At 44.8% G+C, this 17,586-nt stretch carries 14 protein-coding genes; 2 read left to right on the top strand and 12 right to left on the bottom strand.

Features of this window, described 5'->3' with window-relative positions:
- From ABW391_RS24565 to ABW391_RS24550, 4 genes are all read right to left on the bottom strand, one after another.
- A partial coding sequence (locus ABW391_RS24565) for a tagaturonate reductase (RefSeq protein WP_353484550.1) occupies positions 1 to 1,156 on the bottom strand: 1,156 nt, incomplete at its 3' end.
- A gap of 387 nt (positions 1,157 to 1,543) precedes the next feature.
- Positions 1,544 to 2,422, bottom strand: a complete 879-nt coding sequence (locus ABW391_RS24560) for a dienelactone hydrolase family protein (RefSeq protein WP_353484549.1) — start codon at positions 2,420 to 2,422, stop codon at positions 1,544 to 1,546.
- Between the two features lie 152 nt (positions 2,423 to 2,574).
- Entirely contained in the window at positions 2,575 to 3,783 is a 1,209-nt protein-coding gene (locus ABW391_RS24555; protein ID WP_353484548.1) for a T9SS type A sorting domain-containing protein, read from the bottom strand.
- Positions 3,784 to 3,843: 60 nt separating this feature from the next.
- On the bottom strand, positions 3,844 to 5,301 hold the full coding sequence (locus ABW391_RS24550; protein ID WP_353484547.1) for a trypsin-like peptidase domain-containing protein: 1,458 nt from the start codon (positions 5,299 to 5,301) through the stop codon (positions 3,844 to 3,846).
- 91 nt (positions 5,302 to 5,392) lie between these two features.
- Between ABW391_RS24550 and dapF the strand changes: the two genes are divergently transcribed.
- Positions 5,393 to 6,184, top strand: a complete 792-nt coding sequence (dapF, locus tag ABW391_RS24545; protein WP_353484546.1) for a diaminopimelate epimerase — start codon at positions 5,393 to 5,395, stop codon at positions 6,182 to 6,184.
- 156 nt (positions 6,185 to 6,340) lie between these two features.
- Positions 6,341 to 8,068 carry a T9SS type A sorting domain-containing protein gene (locus ABW391_RS24540; protein WP_353484545.1) on the top strand — a complete coding sequence of 576 codons (1,728 nt, stop codon included), beginning with the start codon at positions 6,341 to 6,343 and terminating at the stop codon, positions 8,066 to 8,068.
- 153 nt (positions 8,069 to 8,221) lie between these two features.
- Here ABW391_RS24540 and ABW391_RS24535 read toward each other — a convergent pair whose 3' ends face one another.
- The 8 genes from ABW391_RS24535 to ABW391_RS24500 form a co-directional block, all read right to left on the bottom strand.
- Entirely contained in the window at positions 8,222 to 8,569 is a 348-nt protein-coding gene (locus tag ABW391_RS24535) for a type II toxin-antitoxin system PemK/MazF family toxin (RefSeq protein ID WP_353484544.1), read from the bottom strand.
- A gap of 7 nt (positions 8,570 to 8,576) precedes the next feature.
- Positions 8,577 to 9,326: a hypothetical protein gene (locus ABW391_RS24530; RefSeq protein ID WP_353484543.1), complete on the bottom strand. Its 750-nt coding sequence runs from the start codon at positions 9,324 to 9,326 to the stop codon at positions 8,577 to 8,579.
- A gap of 303 nt (positions 9,327 to 9,629) precedes the next feature.
- On the bottom strand, positions 9,630 to 11,207 hold the full coding sequence (locus ABW391_RS24525; RefSeq protein ID WP_353484542.1) for a DHA2 family efflux MFS transporter permease subunit: 1,578 nt from the start codon (positions 11,205 to 11,207) through the stop codon (positions 9,630 to 9,632).
- 2 nt (positions 11,208 to 11,209) lie between these two features.
- Complete coding sequence (locus tag ABW391_RS24520) at positions 11,210 to 12,286, bottom strand: HlyD family secretion protein (RefSeq protein ID WP_353484541.1); 1,077 nt, start codon at positions 12,284 to 12,286, stop codon at positions 11,210 to 11,212.
- A 19-nt stretch (positions 12,287 to 12,305) separates the two neighbouring features.
- Entirely contained in the window at positions 12,306 to 13,646 is a 1,341-nt protein-coding gene (locus ABW391_RS24515) for a TolC family protein (protein WP_353484540.1), read from the bottom strand.
- A gap of 86 nt (positions 13,647 to 13,732) precedes the next feature.
- On the bottom strand, positions 13,733 to 14,356 hold the full coding sequence (locus ABW391_RS24510; protein WP_353484539.1) for a TetR/AcrR family transcriptional regulator: 624 nt from the start codon (positions 14,354 to 14,356) through the stop codon (positions 13,733 to 13,735).
- A gap of 246 nt (positions 14,357 to 14,602) precedes the next feature.
- Positions 14,603 to 16,513 carry a PA14 domain-containing protein gene (locus ABW391_RS24505; protein ID WP_353484538.1) on the bottom strand — a complete coding sequence of 637 codons (1,911 nt, stop codon included), beginning with the start codon at positions 16,511 to 16,513 and terminating at the stop codon, positions 14,603 to 14,605.
- A 172-nt stretch (positions 16,514 to 16,685) separates the two neighbouring features.
- Positions 16,686 to 17,486 carry a hypothetical protein gene (locus ABW391_RS24500; protein WP_353484537.1) on the bottom strand — a complete coding sequence of 267 codons (801 nt, stop codon included), beginning with the start codon at positions 17,484 to 17,486 and terminating at the stop codon, positions 16,686 to 16,688.
- Positions 17,487 to 17,586: the final 100 nt, after the last annotated feature.

Here is a 17,586-nt window from a genome sequence, read left to right as displayed (position 1 = left end):
TAAGCACATTGCGCATTTGCATTTTGGAGCTGTACTGCATGGTAATGCTGAGCCATTTGTGTGCGATAGACGGATTGCGGAAGCGATCTAGGGTCTTTTTGGCAAAGTCTTGTGCCTCAGCTTGAGTGAGGGGCGGAGGAATGCTCAGCGCAATTTCGTTCAGCAAGAGTTGCTCAATAAATTGCCCAAAAAGCGGATTGTTCAGCGCTTCAACTACGGTATCAAAATTGCACAAATAGGCCAATCCACAAGAAAAAGTATGACCGCCATTCAGGATTCTGAGTTTGAGTTCCCGGTACGGATTGATGTCTGGTGTAATGATGACGCCATCGTGGGCCAGGTGCAAGGGAAATTTTGCTTTGATGTGTTCGTCGCCTTCAATGGCCCAAAGTGCATACACTTCAGACATGATCAGCAAATCATCCTGATAGCCCAGCATTGCTTCAATTTCGGCTTTGGCTTCAGGGGCAGGTTTGCCTGGCACAATGCGGTCTACCAAGGTATTGCAGCAATGGTTGTGCTGCTCCATCCAATCGATGAAATCGGCTTCCAGGTTGTTGAAATGCGCCAATTCAAGGAGGATGCTTTCCAGTTTGCTCCCGTTGTCGGGAATCAATTCGGTAGGAACAATGATTAAGCCTTTGCTGGGGTCTCCAGCAAAAGCGCGGTAACGGGTATACAAAAATGCCAGCAGCTTGCCAGGAAAGGAAACCGGAGGCGTTTGGTGAATGTCTTCGTTGGTAAGTTTGATGCCAACTTCGGTGGTATTGGAAATGACAATCTCCATTGCTGGATTTTTGGCGCAAGCCAACACTTCGTCCCATTGTGTGCTGGCCGTCAATACTCTGCTGATAGCCGTGCAAACCACGTTTTGCTCCACTTTTGTTGCATCCTGAATGCCACGGATACAAACGGTATACAAGTTATCTTGCTGATCAAATTCGGCGGTATCTCCCGAACTGGTCGATTTTACTACGACAATTCGTCCCTTAAAAATTCCTTTGCGGTTGGCTTCGTCAATCAGGAAATCGGGTAAGCCTCTTAACAAAACTCCAGTGCCAAATTGCAGCACTTTTTCTGGAAGCGAAATCATTTTAGAAGGGGAAAGGTGTTGTCCGTTAGGGGATGACAAAAAATTGTGGGACAAATATTCCATGGTTGTGGCTGTTTAAATTTGTTGAAAGCAAAGGCTGGGCGATGTCAGCAGTTGAAGCTTCAAAACGCCCTGTCATGCGCAGCGACCAAGGCTGGTTTTGGGCATGGCCAGTATTCAGAAACCAGAAGACGAAGAGAAAAAAGCAGGTTGATCTAATTTTCATGGCTGTGGATTGGAAATAAAGACGAATAAACGAGCGAGTACCCTGAACCAACAGCAAGCTAGGTGATTAGAAAGGTCAGTAAAAATTTGTTCTGATTTTTATTTACGCAATCGTTATCGGGAACGATTGCAGCGCGGAGTGGAGGAGAGCGGGTTTTGGATTGCACCCATTTTGCATAATGCTGCAAAGATGAGGTGCAATCCAAAATTTAAAAACATAAAAAATTAAACGCCAAATTTGCCTTTCAAGTAACCAATTGCCATGCCATACGCCTCTTTGGTGAGGGCAGGATCGTGCTTGGGGTTGCTTGGATTGGCGAAACCATGGACGCCAGCAAAAATCTTGTACGTCAAAGTTTTGCCAGCAGTTTTCATGTTGGCCGCAAATTCTTCGATGGTCGCCTTGGAGATGAATTCTTCGGTAGCGAAAAGGCCCAATACATCAGAATTCAAGGTTTTCAGTTTTTCAACGTCTTTAACGGGCATACCGTAGTACATCACCGAACCAATGGTCTGTTTGCCACCAATCAAGGCAGATTTCAGAGACCAGCCACCGCCAAAACACCAACCTACGTTGGCAATTTGTGCTTTTTTGCCCGCCATCATAATGGCACCTTTAACGATGTTTTCCAGACGTGGCTCAGCTACGCTCTGCATGATTTTGCCCGCTTCCTTTGGATCTGCAGTTGATTTGCCATCGTACATATCCAGTGCAATAACATTGACAGATCCACCCAGATCGGTGTAGAACACATCCGCTTCATGCTTGATGTGGTCGTTCAAACCCCACCATTCCTGGTACACAAACAACCACTTGTTGGATTTCTTCTTGGCTTTAACGAGGTAGCCATTTGCGGTTTTGCCGTCAGGTGTTTTGAAATTTACCATGCTGCCCATTTCGGCAAATACCAAAGGTTGTGGAGCAGGGTGGAATGCTGCAAATTTTGGATTACTCACAAATACCGCCATATCGTCGCCTACGCCGTGGCACATGGGCATGGGGGCATCTATTGGATTGGTAGCAACGGTATTGAAGTTCATTGGCTGAAAAATGCCAAAGAAGCTCAACACAACGGTAAGGGAGGAGATCAAAAAATAATTCATCTCTAAGGAAATTTTGGTTGATGAAGTGATTTGGAAAGAACTGAGTCAGGAAACAAATGGGTCATACATTAGACATTGTGTCAATTGGTATCGGATTGCCCTGCAAGGCAAACATTGAATTTGGCAAATGGTTTTCTCCCAATTGCAAATTCCTACCGTTGCAATACGAAAGTACCGCTGCTGCGAATCAATGAACGCTGATCCAACAAGTGGTAGAAATAAGTACCATTGTTCAAACTGGGTTTGAGCAACAAGTTGTAGTTTACTTTCCCAATTGGGGCAGCTATTCGTTCCAAACCCACCATTTGCCCATTGGCATTGTATACCAGTACATCCCAATCTTCAGACTCACTCTTCTCAAACTCTAATACAATATTTCCCTGGCTTGGGTTGGGGTACAATCTGGTTTTTACCCCTATATTTTTCAAATCACGCAAATCGGTGGTCAGGCCACGCACGGGATTTACGTTGCGGGTTACCCGGATCAAGGTATCGTTGCGGTAGTTTATGGACAGGATTGAGGAAGCAAACCTTGCGCCATAAAAGGCATAAGACTTGTTGATCCGAATGGCATTTTGTTTCAAGCCCAGTGCATTGAGCAGCAAATCGGGCGCGGGGGTGGAAGAGAGGTAAAAACTATCTCGTGATCGATCTGTGTTTTCCACTAACAAAACCGCAAAATCCAGCGGTGATCCTCCTTTTGGATTGCGCAGGCGCAAGGTTCCCCATCCAATCGTAGAGTCGGTTTGCACTTGGTTGGTTACAACCTTCCCTGGAGACCGGTCTAATCCGACCAGGGCAACCGTCAAATTGAAATTGATGACATTGCGGTATTTCCAGGTACTGCGACTGCTGGTATTGATCGGAAATTTGTAGTAGTACAAGGGGTTTGAAGTGTAATTGTCTACCTTCGGGAAAAGGATAACCGAGTCAGTGGCAAACCCGGTGTAACTTTTCAAAGAAAAACGGCCTCCTGAAAAAACCGTGCCTTGTATCGAGTACCCGTCATCGCCATAGCGCTCGAATTGGTAATTGTCGGTGATCCGAAAAGGGCCAAAGGTGTAAGTGGCAATATAAGCGCCAGTAGCCTTGGGAAATTCAAAAGGCACGTAGAACGGATCGAGGATAGAGGTCACAAAGCGAATGGGGGCGATGGCCGAGTCAAGGGTATTGGAATAATCCCAAAACTGATTGTTTCCGCCCTTAGGACTTGCAAATGCTTTGCGTTGCATCACCTGATTGATGATGGTGTCTGCCCGATTGTCTGAAATGGTAAAATCCTTGCGGGTAAGCGAAATTTGGCCTTGTAAAGTCCAAATGGTACACAACAGGCAAAGTGTCAAGTAAAGTTTTTGGGTCATTTTGGGTCTGAATTAAGCTAAGTGATTAATTTATAGTTTTTCGCAGGGTTGAATGGGGCTTTAGTTGAGGTCAAACACGTAATAGAATGGATCTGGAATGCCTTCGTATACGCCTTTCAATTTCACTTCTTTTTTGGCTTTGCGCAAAGCGGCCACCAGGTCTGATTCCGTATTTATGTTAAAACCATTGACTTGAGTGATGACAAAATTGGGTTTCAAATTGGTGCGGTCGATCTTGCTGTCGCGAAACACGTTGGTCACTCTCAGACCAGTATCTACATGAAGCTTTTTTCTTTCTTTTGTACTCAAGGGACGCACTTCAATTCCTATTTTTTGTAAAAGCCGGGCATCTTCACCTTGCACAATGCTGGTTCGATTGCTGCGGCTTTTCAGGGTGACCCTTGCAATAGATTTTTTGCCTTTTCGAAAATATTCTACTTTCAGCACATTCCCTGGCGAAAACCTGCCAACTTGCTCTTGAAGTTCCGGCATGGAAGCTGTTTTCACCCCATTGACCCTTAAGATCACATCGTCTCTGCGCAATCCGGCATCTGCGGCACCACTGCCAGGCGTTACCCCGGTTATGTGTACACCTTCTACCCTTTTAAGCCCCAGATCATGCGCCAAATCACTGTTTACATCTTCAATGCGAATGCCAATCAAGCCCCGCTGTACGATGCCATAACTTTTGAGGTCACCAATGACTTTGCGCACCAGGTTGGCCGGAACGGCAAAAGAGTAACCTTCGTATTGCCCGGATTGGGTCAGAATGGCCGTATTGATCCCTACCAATTCTCCGGCAGTATTGACCAGGGCACCGCCGCTATTGCCTGGATTTACGGCTGCATCGGTTTGAATAAACGATTCGATTTTGTCCTGTGCACTCAACACATCGATGCTGCGGCCTTTGGCACTTACAATACCCGCAGTTACCGTGGATTCGAGGTCAAATGGATTGCCTACCGCCAATACCCATTCGCCAATGCGCACGGAATCGGAGTTGCCAAACACCAAAAATGGCAGGTCTTCAGCAGCTACTTTGATCAGTGCCAAATCGGTAGATGGATCGCTGCCTATTAGCTTAGCCTCCATCTCACGGTTGTCACTAAACGAAACGCTGATTTTGTCGCCATCTGCTACCACGTGGTGATTCGTGACAATGTATCCGTCCTTGGAAATGATTACCCCCGAACCAGAAGCACCTCCGTGTGGCGCCTGATCCCGACCAAAGATGTCGTCAAATAAAAGTCCACGTCCTCCGGTATTGATGCTTTGGATATTCACTACAGCGGGCGTTGTGATTGTTGCAGCAAGCGTAAACTCAGTGGGCGCAGCCTGAGGCAGAATGGGTGCGCCCGAGGTAATGCCATCACGCGCTACATTTTGCGAACGGTACGCACTTGGACTTGGCTCACGAATGATGACTTCGCGAGGTTTTTCAAAAAAACGGTATACTGCAACTGCGAGCAAAGCACTAAACAAGGAAGCGAGTACGGTCGGAAGATGTTTTTTCAGCATGTGGTGATTTTATTAACGGCTACACTTCACAAAATCTAACATTTTAGCAACTTTTGCAAGGTTGAAAGCTTAATAAGGTAAATTAATAGATATGGAAAGCATTCCATTTTACAAATACCAGGGAGCTGGCAATGATTTTATCATGATTGACCAGCGCCAGCACCAATGGATTCTACGGAGTGATCAAGCATTGGTTGAGCAGCTTTGTGACCGTCGATTCGGAATTGGCGCGGATGGGCTCATTTTACTGCAAAATCATCCAGGTTTTGATTTTGAGATGGTTTACTTCAATTCAGATGGCCGCGAGGGCAGCATGTGCGGCAACGGAGGCAGATGTACCGTGGCTTTTGCCCACCATTTGTCGGCAATAGGCGAAAGTTGCCATTTCCTGGCGGTAGATGGCTCGCACGATGCCAAGGTAAGCAATTCTGAATGGGTGGAACTAAAAATGATCGATGTAACACATGTAGAAAGAGGCAGTGGTTTTTACTACCTCAATACTGGATCACCACATTACATTGCTTTTGTGGAAAACGCGGATCAAATTGACGTGGTACAAGCTGGGCGCGCCATTCGCTACAACGAGCGCTTTAAAGCGGAAGGCACCAATGTAAATTTCACCCAAGTGACGGATCAAGGGCTGAAAGTGGTGACCTACGAACGTGGCGTAGAAGACGAAACCCTCGCTTGCGGCACTGGCGTAACCGCAGCAGCCTTAGCCTACCATTTGCAAAGAAACGGCCAGCACGGGGTGCATGAAGTACCCATTCAGGTGAAAGGTGGCGCAATGGCCATTCGATATACGGCAACCGAGCAAGACTTCAAAGAGATATGGCTCTGTGGGCCGGCTAAATTGGTCTTTAAAGGGCAGGTAAAAAAATAATCTGGCAGCAAACGCTTTACTTGGTTTTCGCGTCTTTTACACTTGAGTGTGTTTGGATAAAAATAGCCTTATTGCGGTAGAAGACTGCTGGTTGCAAAAGCTTACTTTTGTGATCGTGCGTCCCTCCGCTGAACAATAATCACCAAAACTAATCTGATGCGGAACTCAACTTCTACCCTACTCTCTTTTGTATTCATGCTGCTTTGCTACCTTGGTGTGCAGGCGCAAAACAACCAAAACATCGGGACAATTTGCGACCTCAACATCCCCACCATTGCTTGTGGAAGCAACATCAGCGGCAACACCAATCTGGAACCCAATCGCTTGACGGAATACGAATGCTTCAGCAACAAACCAGAATTGTATGCCGGAGAAAAAGTATACCGCCTGGAAATCAAGGAATACACGGAAGTGCGTCTGGATATGAAAATTCTGGACAAATGGGTTGACCTGGACCTATTTTTGATCAAGGATGTTTGCGATCCCAAAGCACCCTATTCCAAAGTCCTTAAAAAAGATTGTCTCGCTCAAGCTTATACCAACCCCGACAACCACAAAGAAAAAAAGATCGTAGCCCGACTCGAAGCCGGCACCTATTTGTTGATCATCGATGGGCCAAGCAAGTACGACCGGGGTCGTTTCTATCTTACCGTAGAATGCGGGTTTCACGATTTGTGCAACAAGGCAATTGCTGTAAAATGCGGGGACAAACTCAGCAACCAAAGCACCATCAACGGACGGAATGACGTATGGCGCTACACCTGTGGCTCGGCAGTATACGAATCAGAAGGCAATGACAAGGTCTACAAAATCAAACTCGACAAACCAGGAAGGCTTTTTGTTGAAATGAATGTCCTCATCGCTGACCAAGACATGCAGTTGACGCTCATCAAAGGTGAAATTTGTGCGGAACCCGTCAGCACCATTAATTTTGTGGAAGCCCGCTTCTGCCTCGGCAAAAGTCCAGAGTTTGGCAATCAAACCACTCGCCGAACCTTGCTCGAAGACTTGCCTGCTGGTACTTACTACATTGCCGTAGATGCCCGGATGGCCATGACCCAAGCCAACTACAACATTTCTTTCAACTGCAATCCGATACCTTGCAACTTGAACGTAAGCCCAAATGTGCTTGACTATACCGGAAAAGGCGGTGAACAAACCCTAACCATCAGTGCCACTCGCCCCTGGAGTGCAGCCCCTACTCAAAGCTGGGTAGAGCTTTCTACGCCTTATGGCAATACTACAGGAACGACCAAAGTGAAAGTGTACCGCAAAGACGAACCAGGCAACCGCCAGGAGATCCTCACGTTCACTTGCGGCAGCGAAAGCCAGACCGTAATCGTCAAACAAACAGGCGCTTGTAACAAGCCAGAGGCTGCTTTTACAGTGAGCAAAAATAAAAATCAAGTCATCGTGGCAGCGCAAGTTCAGGACAGTGCCACTTACGCCTGGGATTTTGGCAACGGCCAAACCTCTACCGCAGCACTCGATACCATCGATCTGCCAACCGGGCCATACCGCATCTGCCTTACCGTGACCAGCAAATGCGGCACAGCCAGCACTTGCCAATTGGTCAAGGTTTTTGGTTTTGCCTCAAACAACGAGCTGTCGGTCATTGAACAAACTTCCTTGGCTCAACCCCGCATTTTCCCCAACCCAAGCCAAGGAGAAGCCTATTTAGCCTACGAAACGCAACAAGCCGGGGCGGCGTTGATTCAAGTGTACGACCTAAACGGTCGGGAATTGAGCAAAGCCACTTCGGTGCAACTCGACAAAGGAATGAACCAGTTCAAACTGCCCGTGGATCATTTGCAAAAAGGAATTTATCTGCTGCGCATGACATTGCCCAACCTGAGTTGGTCTGGAAAATTGGTGGTGGAGTAATCTTGCTTAGTCTTATACGCAAAAAAAATGGTCATGAGGTCAGTGCATCTTATGATCATTTTTTCTTCTCTTGGAAAAAAGACTTTTTTCATCATTTCTAAGCTGTCCTTTGCGATAGAATTCGAGTATGAATTTGATTATATTGGTTTGTTATCATAATCCAATATAATCAGCTAACACAGTAAGTATTTCTTCGTAGGTATCATCATTTAACTCGCCAATCTTGTTGCCAAATCGCTGATAAGATGCAGCTCTTACTTGAAAGCAAAGTACATAGCTGTCTTTCCCCGAATCATCGATACCTTCAGGAAGGTGTACGGCGGCGAAATGCCTAGAAGGTGGAGTTTTAGAGGTAATGGGTATCACAATGGCCACATGGGAAGGGTGTCCACTGCGTACCACAAGACAAGGGCGAGTGAAAGCTTGTTCATGGCCTACCACTTCTTTAGGTGGATTTCCAAGTGTTACCCAATAGATTTCTTTTTTGAGCGGTCTAAACATAACGGGATTAGTAGTCTTCCAGGCCATCCATTAAGGCCGATTCTGTAACCATGAATTCTTCGGCTGCCCACTCCGGAGTGATTTCATCAGGATTGGGTTCTACTACCTCGGGCATGGTGGATTTGACAGGTGCAATGATCCTGGCACAGGCACCAAATTTTTGAACTGATCGAGCTACGTAGCGCTCCAGCATGTTGAGTTTGGCATCAGTGATGTTTAGCCGCTCCAGGCGAATGACAAAGCTGGCAATGATGCCAAATTCGGTGTGGATGGAATAATCAAGCAAGTTCAGCAATTTGTCAAAAATCGAACCAGGAGCAAATGCATTGAACAAAGAAATAAGGTCGGTATAGGATACTTGAGGAATGTCGGGCAGGTTGGCAATATTCAGCGACAAGCTTGATTCACCCATGAAGCGTTTGACCGTCCGGAAATTGGTGCGAATGGCAAATTTCACATTTTCACCAAGCACATCAAAGCGCTGGTCATTTCCAATAAAATCGACCTGCCCCAAAAGTTCATCTCGATCAATTTGCACCGGATGGTGCTGCATCCACTTGATACCCAACATACGATAGGCAAACAAGTCGTTCATGTGTTGATTCACTAATTCCTCGATATTCACATCGGTTTCGAGGAATTGGTATACCATTTTTTTGATAGCATCAAAAGATTGCCTCAGCTCTTGATCTGCTTCCATGCTGGCATTGACATGAAGCGGATAGAACAAATCAAACTGAGTATTGAGGCCAAGCATAGCGGAATTTTAAAACAAAGTTACATTTTGTCAAGCAAAGATGCTGAGTTTTCAAACGGAATCCATACTGTTTTTAAATCGATTTGATAACAATCCTTGGAAAAATATACTTAGATCCGTCCGGCGCCCAGGGGTGGAGCAATCTTGCCTAGTCTTATACTCATTAAGAAAATGGTCATGAGGTCAGGGTATCTTGTGGCCATTTTTGAGCCAAGTAGTCTCCTGTTACAAGAAGTCTAGTGCGTTTTTAGAAGGTAAATAGGGCTGGCGTAGGTGTGGAGACACTTACGCCAGCGCGTCAAATTAGTGTACTGAACCCAAATCAACCGACTCCCCTTTTTTGATTTTTGCAAGAAATACCAAGGGAAGAATACAAGCACAGATGATGCCAATCATTAAAAAGCCTTCGGCATAACTAATGATTGCTGATTGGGACGAAACTGCCGCTTCCATTGCTCCTGTTGCCATTTGTTGGGCCTCTTGGATGGATTTTCCTTGGCTTTGAAAGCCTTGCACTAAATTATAGAATCGTTCATTGGATTCTGGGTTGTACAAGGTAACGTTGCTGATTAAATCATTTCTATGTACCGCAAATCTTCTGGTGACAAAGGTGTTGATTATGGCAATACCGAAGGCACCACCCAATAGGCGTAACATATTGGAAAGTCCCGATGCCTGGGCAATATCATTGCCTTTCAAGCCAGATATGGTTAAACCTGCTACTGGAACAAATATGAAACCAAAGCCAAAGCCTCTAATCATTTGCGGCCAAAACCAGTCCCACTCGCCAGAGGTAGGCGTTGCCAAAAAGTACGTAATGGTTTCGTAGCCAATTACCGCGGAAAAGCCTAAGATGACCAACATTTTTGGGCTTATCCCTTTTTGTAAAAGTGTAGCGTTTAGCCCCATTAACATCCCCGTTAAAAACGAGCTTGGTAAGATCAACAGCCCAGTTCGGGTGGCATTCCAACCCAAAAAGCCTTGAACAAACACGGGATATAAAAAAACTGAGCAATAAATAGCGATGCCAAAAGCGACATTCAGGGCACAGCCTACAATTACATTTCTGTTTTTTAAAACCCTTAAATCTACTACTGGATTTTTGGCAGTTAACTCTCTGATTACAAAAGCAATAATTCCTGTAAGCGACAATACCAAAAGAGTGAGTATGAAATTGCTGTTGAACCAGTCTTTTCTTTCTCCTTCTTCCAACACCATTTGTAACCCACCAATTCCAATAATTAAAAAGAGAATTCCCAAATAATCAATTCTTCCCACCAATTTGGCTTTAGTACCCTTGATGTGTTTCCAAGATAGGTAGGTAGCAATAATCCCGATCGGAACATTGACATAGAAAATCCAACCCCAGGAAAAGTTATCCGTTAAGTAACCACCCAATACCGGCCCTAAGGTAGGCCCCATTACGATCCCTGCCCCAAAAATACCATTGGCTTTGTCAACTTCCTCCGGTGGAAATGTCTCTACCAGTACTGTTTGAGCTGTGGCCAATAAAGCACCACCACCAATACCTTGGATAAACCGCCAAAATACAAGCATCCAAATCGAGGTGGATGCACCACACAAAAAGGAGGCTATGGTAAACAGTACAACCGATGCAGTGAAATATACTTTTCTACCGAAAAAATTACTCAAAAAGCCAGTTAGCGGGATGATGATGATATTCGAAATGGCGTAAGCAGTGATGACCCACGCCGTTTCTTCAATGGTAGCGCCGAGGTTGCCCGCAATTTGGCGGGTTGCAACGTTTACAATCGAAGTGTCAATTAACTCCATGATTGCACAGGTAATCACGGTGATGGTAATCAGCCATTTTTTTGCGCCCACTTCATAAGTCGGCTTTGTGTCAATTGCCTGTTCCATCTTTATTGGTTTTTCACTTTTACCGAAACACTCATACCCGCCCGCAAAGGATAATCAGCGCTTAGGGCTTCATTGAATACTATTTTTACTGGAATTCTTTGGGTTACTTTTACAAAGTTGCCAGTGGCATTATCGGCAGGCAACAACGAGAATTTTGAGCCTGTGGCTTGGGAAAAAGACGCGATTTTACCCTGAAAAGATTTTTTGGGGTAAGCATCTATTTTGATGTCAACCGTTTGGTCAATTTTTAACTTTTCGATTTGGGTTTCTTTGAAATTGGCAACTACCCAGATCTTTTGGTTGTCGGCTACGGCCATCAATGGTTGTCCGATTGAAACCACTTGCCCTTTTTGGACATTCTTTTTTGAGATTATTCCACTAGCGGGGGAAGTGATGACACAGTAAGACAGTAGCAGTTTGGCGGCTTCTAAGTTCTGTTCGGCTTGCCTCACCGCCAACTCTGTCAGGGTGATGCCTTCCACTGAAGAAGCGAGTTCTGCTTGTCCGGTTGCTACTTGTTGTTTGGAGGCGTCTATTTGTTTTGCCAAAGAATTGGCCTGACTTTCGGCAATTTTCAATTGGGCCTCGGCTCCTTCTTTTTCAGCTTTGGCAACATCGTACTGAAGCTGGCTTCCTGATTTTTGTTGCAACAGTTTTTCATACCGGGCAAAGTTTTTGGTCGTCAACTCAAGCCTGGTTTTTGCCGCTTCGATGCCTGCATTTACCGAAGCAATATTGGCTGATACCGCATTTGAATTCGCTTTGACTGTAGATACTGAAGCAGCTGAGATGTTGCTGTTGTTTCTGGATAATTTGACATTTTGTTGGGCTTGCTCCAGAGCTATTTGCGCCTGCGCTACAGCAATTTTGTAGCTGGCATCATCCAATATGGCCAAGGTGTCCCCTTCACTAACCGCTTGGTTGTCTTCCACCAAAACGGAGGCAACGGTACCGTTGATTTTCGGGATTATCGGGCTGATGTTACCCTCTAATTGAGCATTATCAGTGGTCTGATTACCAGAGCAGCTGACGAAAAGAAAACCGAATAGAACAAAGGAGTAAATGATTGACTTTTTCATGATTGTTTATTTTTGGGGTTTATTTACCCAATGTTTTGTTCAATTTTTTAAAGGCCAATTGCGTGTTAGCATTGGCGGAATTCAAGTTCAATTGAGCTTGGAGCAGTTTGGAATTTGCATCTAAAAAGTTAATAGGCGTGGTGGTGGATGCGGTTAGGCGATTTTGCTCCACCCTGAAATTTTCAGTAGCCAGTTCCACTTCTTTTTTTGCGTTGACTATCGTTTGTGCAGCTTGCAAATATTCAGTATAGGCCATATTTACTTCAATTATAATGCCTTCACTTGCAAGATTGTAGCTTGATTGAACTTTTTCAATGGATTTTTGAGACTCCAGCACTTTAGCCTTGTTGGTATACAATTCGGATAAAGACCAATTCAGGTTTACCCCAACAAACCAGGTCGGTTTAAATTTGGGTTGATTGGGAAAAACCCGTTGCTCAGGCAAGTTGTAGTTTGCGCTGGCGATGGCACTTATGGTGGGTAAATAATTGGATTTTGCCAGCTTAAGTCCAACTTCGGCTGCTTCGCTAGAAACTTTAATGCTCTTTAGTTCGAGTCTATTGCTCAACGCTTCAGCGATGTAAGTGTCCAGGTTAGCATTGACCACAACATCATTTTCCTGCAATTCTGGCAATTCAAAGGTGGTATTGGTGGGTAAACCAGTGTAAATACAAAGGTTAAAGTTCAGTGCAGAAATGGAGTTGGAAATGTTGCTGAGGTTCGATTCAAGATTCGTGATTGCTAAATCGATTTTTAAGGCATCGTTATCAATGGCGATACCTTGATTTACAAAGTTGACCAAATCCTGCTTGTTGCCATTGAGCACTTTTATGTTGGCCTCAATGATTTTTTTAGAGGTTTTTAAAACGTAGAGGTTATACCATAAAGCAGTTACATTGTAAGCATTGGTAATTTTATTTTTTTGCAAATCATAACTTGCCGCTGCCAATTCCTTCTTGGAGGCCTCGAGGCCATAAGCAATTTTTTTGCCATTCCAGATGAGTTGCTTTAGTTGCAGCGAGTTGTAGGATTGGTTTAAAATCTGAGGATTCAGCGTAACCTCCCCGGTCGGAAACGCCACGCTAAAAGGGGTAACGTTATTGCTTATCCGGGTGTAATTCAGGTTTAACCCAACTTGTGGTTTCCTTAAATTGTCTACCTGCACAATTTTGGAGTTTAACATTTCTACCAGTGCGGTATCTACTTTCAATTGGAGGTTGTGCTTCTCGGCAAGTTGGATGGCCTCTTCTAAAGAAAGCAATACCGTCGTTTGAGCAGGTAACGAACAGGTGAAAAACAGCCAAAACAGCAAGAATAAATTGCGCTTTGACCGTCTAAAATTAGGCGTTGTAAAAGTCATCGATTGTGTTTTTAAAAACTTATTTTAAATAAACATTTAAATAAACGGTAAAAAAAACACTTTGGTTCAATCAAACGAGAAAAAAATTACTGCTGTTTCGTACCGGTTTTTAGATAAGCCATCATCATTTCTGGGATAATTTTTTTTCGTTCAAGAACAAAAGCTTTGAAAGCAAGATCGGTATCTACTCCCCGCAAATTCATAATGGGTCGGCCCATAAAAGGAAACAGGATTAATCCCAAAAGTGCCATTTCAAATTGAAGTGCGTCGATCTCACGGATGGTTCCCTTTGCGGCTTCCGAAGCCAATTGTCGAGCCAAAAAAGTGTCTGTCGGCTGCTTAAAAATCCCAAAATGTTTAATCAATTTCTCCGGATTGCGCTGGATTTCAGAAGTAATGAAGATCGGCATCATAGGATTTTCAAGGATTAAATCCGTGTATTTGTCCACCATGGAGTAGATTTTGACCTCCAATGGGATGTCCTGCTCCATGATTTGATAGATCAAGCGGATAAACAAAAAGAAACTTTCATCAAATACTTCAAGAAAGAGTTTTTCTTTTGTTCCAAAATAATAGTTCAGCAAAGCCGTGTTCACCTTTGCTTCTTCCGAAATGTTTTTGAACGTAGCGCCATCAAAACCTTTTTGCAGAAATATTTTTTTGGCAGCTGCTTTGATCTTCTCCTCTGAATCACTGTTGACCTTAGGCATAATTAGAAAACTTTACTTCAAATATACAAAAATTTAACAAGGGAAATGTTTTATTTTTAAATGTTTGTTTAAAATAAGATTCGATTTAGAAACCCAGCTGGCAAAAGTCTTGGAAATCTCACTGGAGTAAGACCTCCACTGCATCGGACAAAGCCATTAAGGTTGAAAATAAAATAGGACTGCTTTCCAAAAAAACGGCTTACCCAAATCCTGGATAAGCCGTTTTTCATTGCGTTTTCTCAAAACTTATTCCTTAGAAAACAACGGCAAACTCAACAGTGGTTTCCTTTTCCCGTCTTCACCACTAAATCCCACAAACAAACTCTGTCCCTCAAAATCCTCAAAATATTCTACTCGAAAAGAATGCAAGCCTTTTTTTAGCGCGATATCCCCGCCGCGTGCCCGCTCTTCGTGTGAACCATCGTTGTCGACTACCAATTGATCCTGAATGTAAAATTTAGAACCATCATCAGAGCGGGTATAAAAATAATACATGTCATCAGCAGGAATGTCCACATAGCCCTCGTATACAATCGCGTAATGATCAATCCGCGACCCAGCCAGGCGTTCTACATTAAAGTCTTGAACCGCACCTGTTATCAAGGGCTTCAAGGTTTTAAACTCGGGTAGCGCGTTGAAATTTCCCTCGTAGTAGCGATAAATCATCCCCGGTTTGCTGGGCTTGTTTTTGCTGGGTTCCAGGGGGCTCACTTTGCGGTAAACCTGCTCCCAGGTATCGCTTGCAGCGCCATTTTGGGTATTAAAATAGCGGACTTTCAAGGTGGTGGTCGCAGTCAATGCAATGGGTTTTTGATAAGTCATCGAACCCAGATTCGGTTCAGACCCATCCAAAGTATACCGCAAACTCAATCCTGCCTGTGGTTTTTTCAATTCCACTTTTTTGTCGGTCAGAAAAATGCTGCGCTCGTCTACCTGAGGACTAAGTGGTGTAAAATCCACCACAATCAGCAGTGTGCCTTCCAGACGGTAAGGCGCTTCCAGTGCTGGCGAAGGAAGATGCATTTGCCAGTCCAGCTCCAATGGAGCGGTTTTTGAAAATACACCTTGGGGATTGAGCACAAATTCAAAATTGAGCTGCCCGCTGGTTTTGGGCGCAATTTTGAGTTTGAATTTGCCTTGATCGGGCGTCAGTTGGTGGTGGTGGTACAATTTTCCGTCAAAAAACAGGGTATCCATGCCCTCGTTTTGGATGCTCAACAAAACCTGGGCTTTTTGCTCGTTGATCTTGAGCACCTGTGGTTTAAAATTCACCGCATCGAGCATCGCTTTGGCCTTCGCCAGTCCCACTTCGTCTACAATATCGTCGTTGTGCATGCCGCTGAGGGCAAGGTTGATCAATTCGGGACCATCGTTGGTCATGGTTACCCAGGTGACGTGGTCAAACTCCTGAAAGCGTGGGCCGCGCAACTGACTTCCTCCACCCGTAGAGGCCAGGATGTAGTAATTGCGGTTGTTGCGCTGGGTTTTGAGGTATTGGTGGTTGTGGCCAGCCATCACGGTATATGGGCGGGATTTCAAGGCCGCTTCGATTTCTGTAAAACCATTAAAATCCTTGTAATTCCAAATCGGGTGGTGCATGAACAACATCGTCCAGCGCACATTGGGATTGTCCTTGATGGCCTTGATGATATAATCGATCTGGGTGCGGCTGAGGTTAAGCCCGTCGCCGTCGTTGGAGTCCAGGGTGAGGAACAGTACATCTTTGTAAATGAAGTGATTCCAGGCTTTGCCGTAGCGCTCGAGCCAAATTTTGCGCATGACCTCGTTGGAAATGTCGTGGTTGCCTGGCAAGGCAAAAAAGCGCATTTTCAGGTTGTTCATAAAAGCATCCCACTCTTTCCATTGGCGGGCAATCTCGGTCTGGTCTTTAGTGTACCCTTCAATGAAGTCACCCACCGACATCACGAATTCCGGGTGGAGTCGATTCAGTTTTTCGATGGCCTTTTCAAAAACGCCTTCACGGTGCCCACCAGTTCGATCGGTTACTACGGCAAATTGGAAATTTTCAGGATTGTTTTCAAAGGGGCGCTTGGTCCAGGGGTTGATGGCAGTGGAATCAACAACGAACACTGGTTTTTGAGCAAACCCAGTCTGGATACAAAGAAAGGAAAGCAGGAGAAAGAGGATACGCTGCATGTTGCTGTTTTTAGGTGTGTGAATTTCCACCAAATTTTGATTACAGCAAAGAAATACATTCAACATGAGCTGAATGTTAAAAGTAGATTAGTGGAAAGTTAATAATAGGGCAAAATGCAGCGCATAAGGGGCGATAAAAAAACAAGTGTTCATTTTGCCCCACTACTAAGCGTCATTGCGGTTGAAAAACCTTCTGTTTGAATCCAAAAGAAAATACACTCTGCTCCACCGGCAACATCAATAAAAAATCCTTCAGGGCATCCTGTCTGCTAAAGAGCACTTTTCCCCGGGCTTTCTCCCCTGGAGCGAGGGTGGTTTTGCGTAAAGTGTAATCCGTCCAAAAATCACGATCCCTAGTGGTTGGCCTATTGGGCTCAAAATTGTCGATGTTGGATTGAGCGATGGATTGATCAGCCGAGCTGGAATTGATAACCAAGGGAACGGACAAAAGAAAATTGGTATTGCTCTGATTGTTGTTGCGGTTTTCGTTGTTGGAATTACTGTTGTTGTTGCGGTTTTCTTTGGCATCCTTGATTTCCGAAACGACTACCGCAGTTACCGCTGCTGCGGCCACCACACCAGCCAATACTGCCGCATTTTTGGCATTTGCCTCCCGAACGTTTTCCTGTACTTCCATGGAAAACAACTGCTTTTCGGGATCAAGGGCAAAGTAGCGGGTGCCAGTGGAAGTAGTGATGTAAAAAAGTTCCGGGGCAACCAGCAGATCCCTTTGGCTCAGGTTCGTTACATCCACATTGAAGACCAAAAATTCTTTCTCAGCGTGATCAAACGCAGCCCGGCCAAAAAGGCTATCGACACTTTTCTCCACAATGGCCTGACCATAATCCCAACGGACTTTTTGATCCGCGGTGGGTTCCACCCGAACCACGGCTTGGGGAACCGCACAAGAGCTCAAGCTGACGGCTAAAACAAAGGAATAAAAAAAGAAAGGAGTGTAATTTTTCAGGCACATAAGGTCGGGTTTTAATACCTGTAAGGGGCGATAAAAAAATAAGTAATCATTTTGCCAGAGGATTAGATAAGTAAACGTTTCATTTCAAGTGTCTTATCTA

Source organism: Haliscomenobacter sp. (genome assembly GCF_040403615.1).
In the GTDB taxonomy this organism is placed as follows: domain Bacteria; phylum Bacteroidota; class Bacteroidia; order Chitinophagales; family Saprospiraceae; genus Haliscomenobacter.
The sequence above is the reverse complement of the archived record's forward strand: the minus strand, read 5'-3'. Positions and strand labels throughout refer to the sequence as shown.

Bases quoted from the DNA above. Each gene is read 5' to 3' on its own strand.
- ABW391_RS24505 (WP_353484538.1), bottom strand. From the start codon at position 16,513: ATGCAGCGTATCCTCTTTCTCCTGCTTTCCTTTCTTTGTATCCAGACT.
- ABW391_RS24560 (WP_353484549.1), bottom strand. From the start codon at position 2,422: ATGAATTATTTTTTGATCTCCTCCCTTACCGTTGTGTTGAGCTTCTTT.
- ABW391_RS24530 (WP_353484543.1), bottom strand. From the start codon at position 9,326: ATGCTTGGCCTCAATACTCAGTTTGATTTGTTCTATCCGCTTCATGTC.
- dapF (WP_353484546.1), top strand. From the start codon at position 5,393: ATGGAAAGCATTCCATTTTACAAATACCAGGGAGCTGGCAATGATTTT.
- ABW391_RS24510 (WP_353484539.1), bottom strand. From the start codon at position 14,356: ATGCCTAAGGTCAACAGTGATTCAGAGGAGAAGATCAAAGCAGCTGCC.
- ABW391_RS24555 (WP_353484548.1), bottom strand. From the start codon at position 3,783: ATGACCCAAAAACTTTACTTGACACTTTGCCTGTTGTGTACCATTTGG.
- ABW391_RS24535 (WP_353484544.1), bottom strand. From the start codon at position 8,569: ATGTTTAGACCGCTCAAAAAAGAAATCTATTGGGTAACACTTGGAAAT.
- ABW391_RS24525 (WP_353484542.1), bottom strand. From the start codon at position 11,207: ATGGAACAGGCAATTGACACAAAGCCGACTTATGAAGTGGGCGCAAAA.
- ABW391_RS24515 (WP_353484540.1), bottom strand. From the start codon at position 13,646: ATGACTTTTACAACGCCTAATTTTAGACGGTCAAAGCGCAATTTATTC.
- ABW391_RS24500 (WP_353484537.1), bottom strand. From the start codon at position 17,486: ATGTGCCTGAAAAATTACACTCCTTTCTTTTTTTATTCCTTTGTTTTA.
- ABW391_RS24550 (WP_353484547.1), bottom strand. From the start codon at position 5,301: ATGCTGAAAAAACATCTTCCGACCGTACTCGCTTCCTTGTTTAGTGCT.
- ABW391_RS24540 (WP_353484545.1), top strand. From the start codon at position 6,341: ATGCGGAACTCAACTTCTACCCTACTCTCTTTTGTATTCATGCTGCTT.
- ABW391_RS24520 (WP_353484541.1), bottom strand. From the start codon at position 12,286: ATGAAAAAGTCAATCATTTACTCCTTTGTTCTATTCGGTTTTCTTTTC.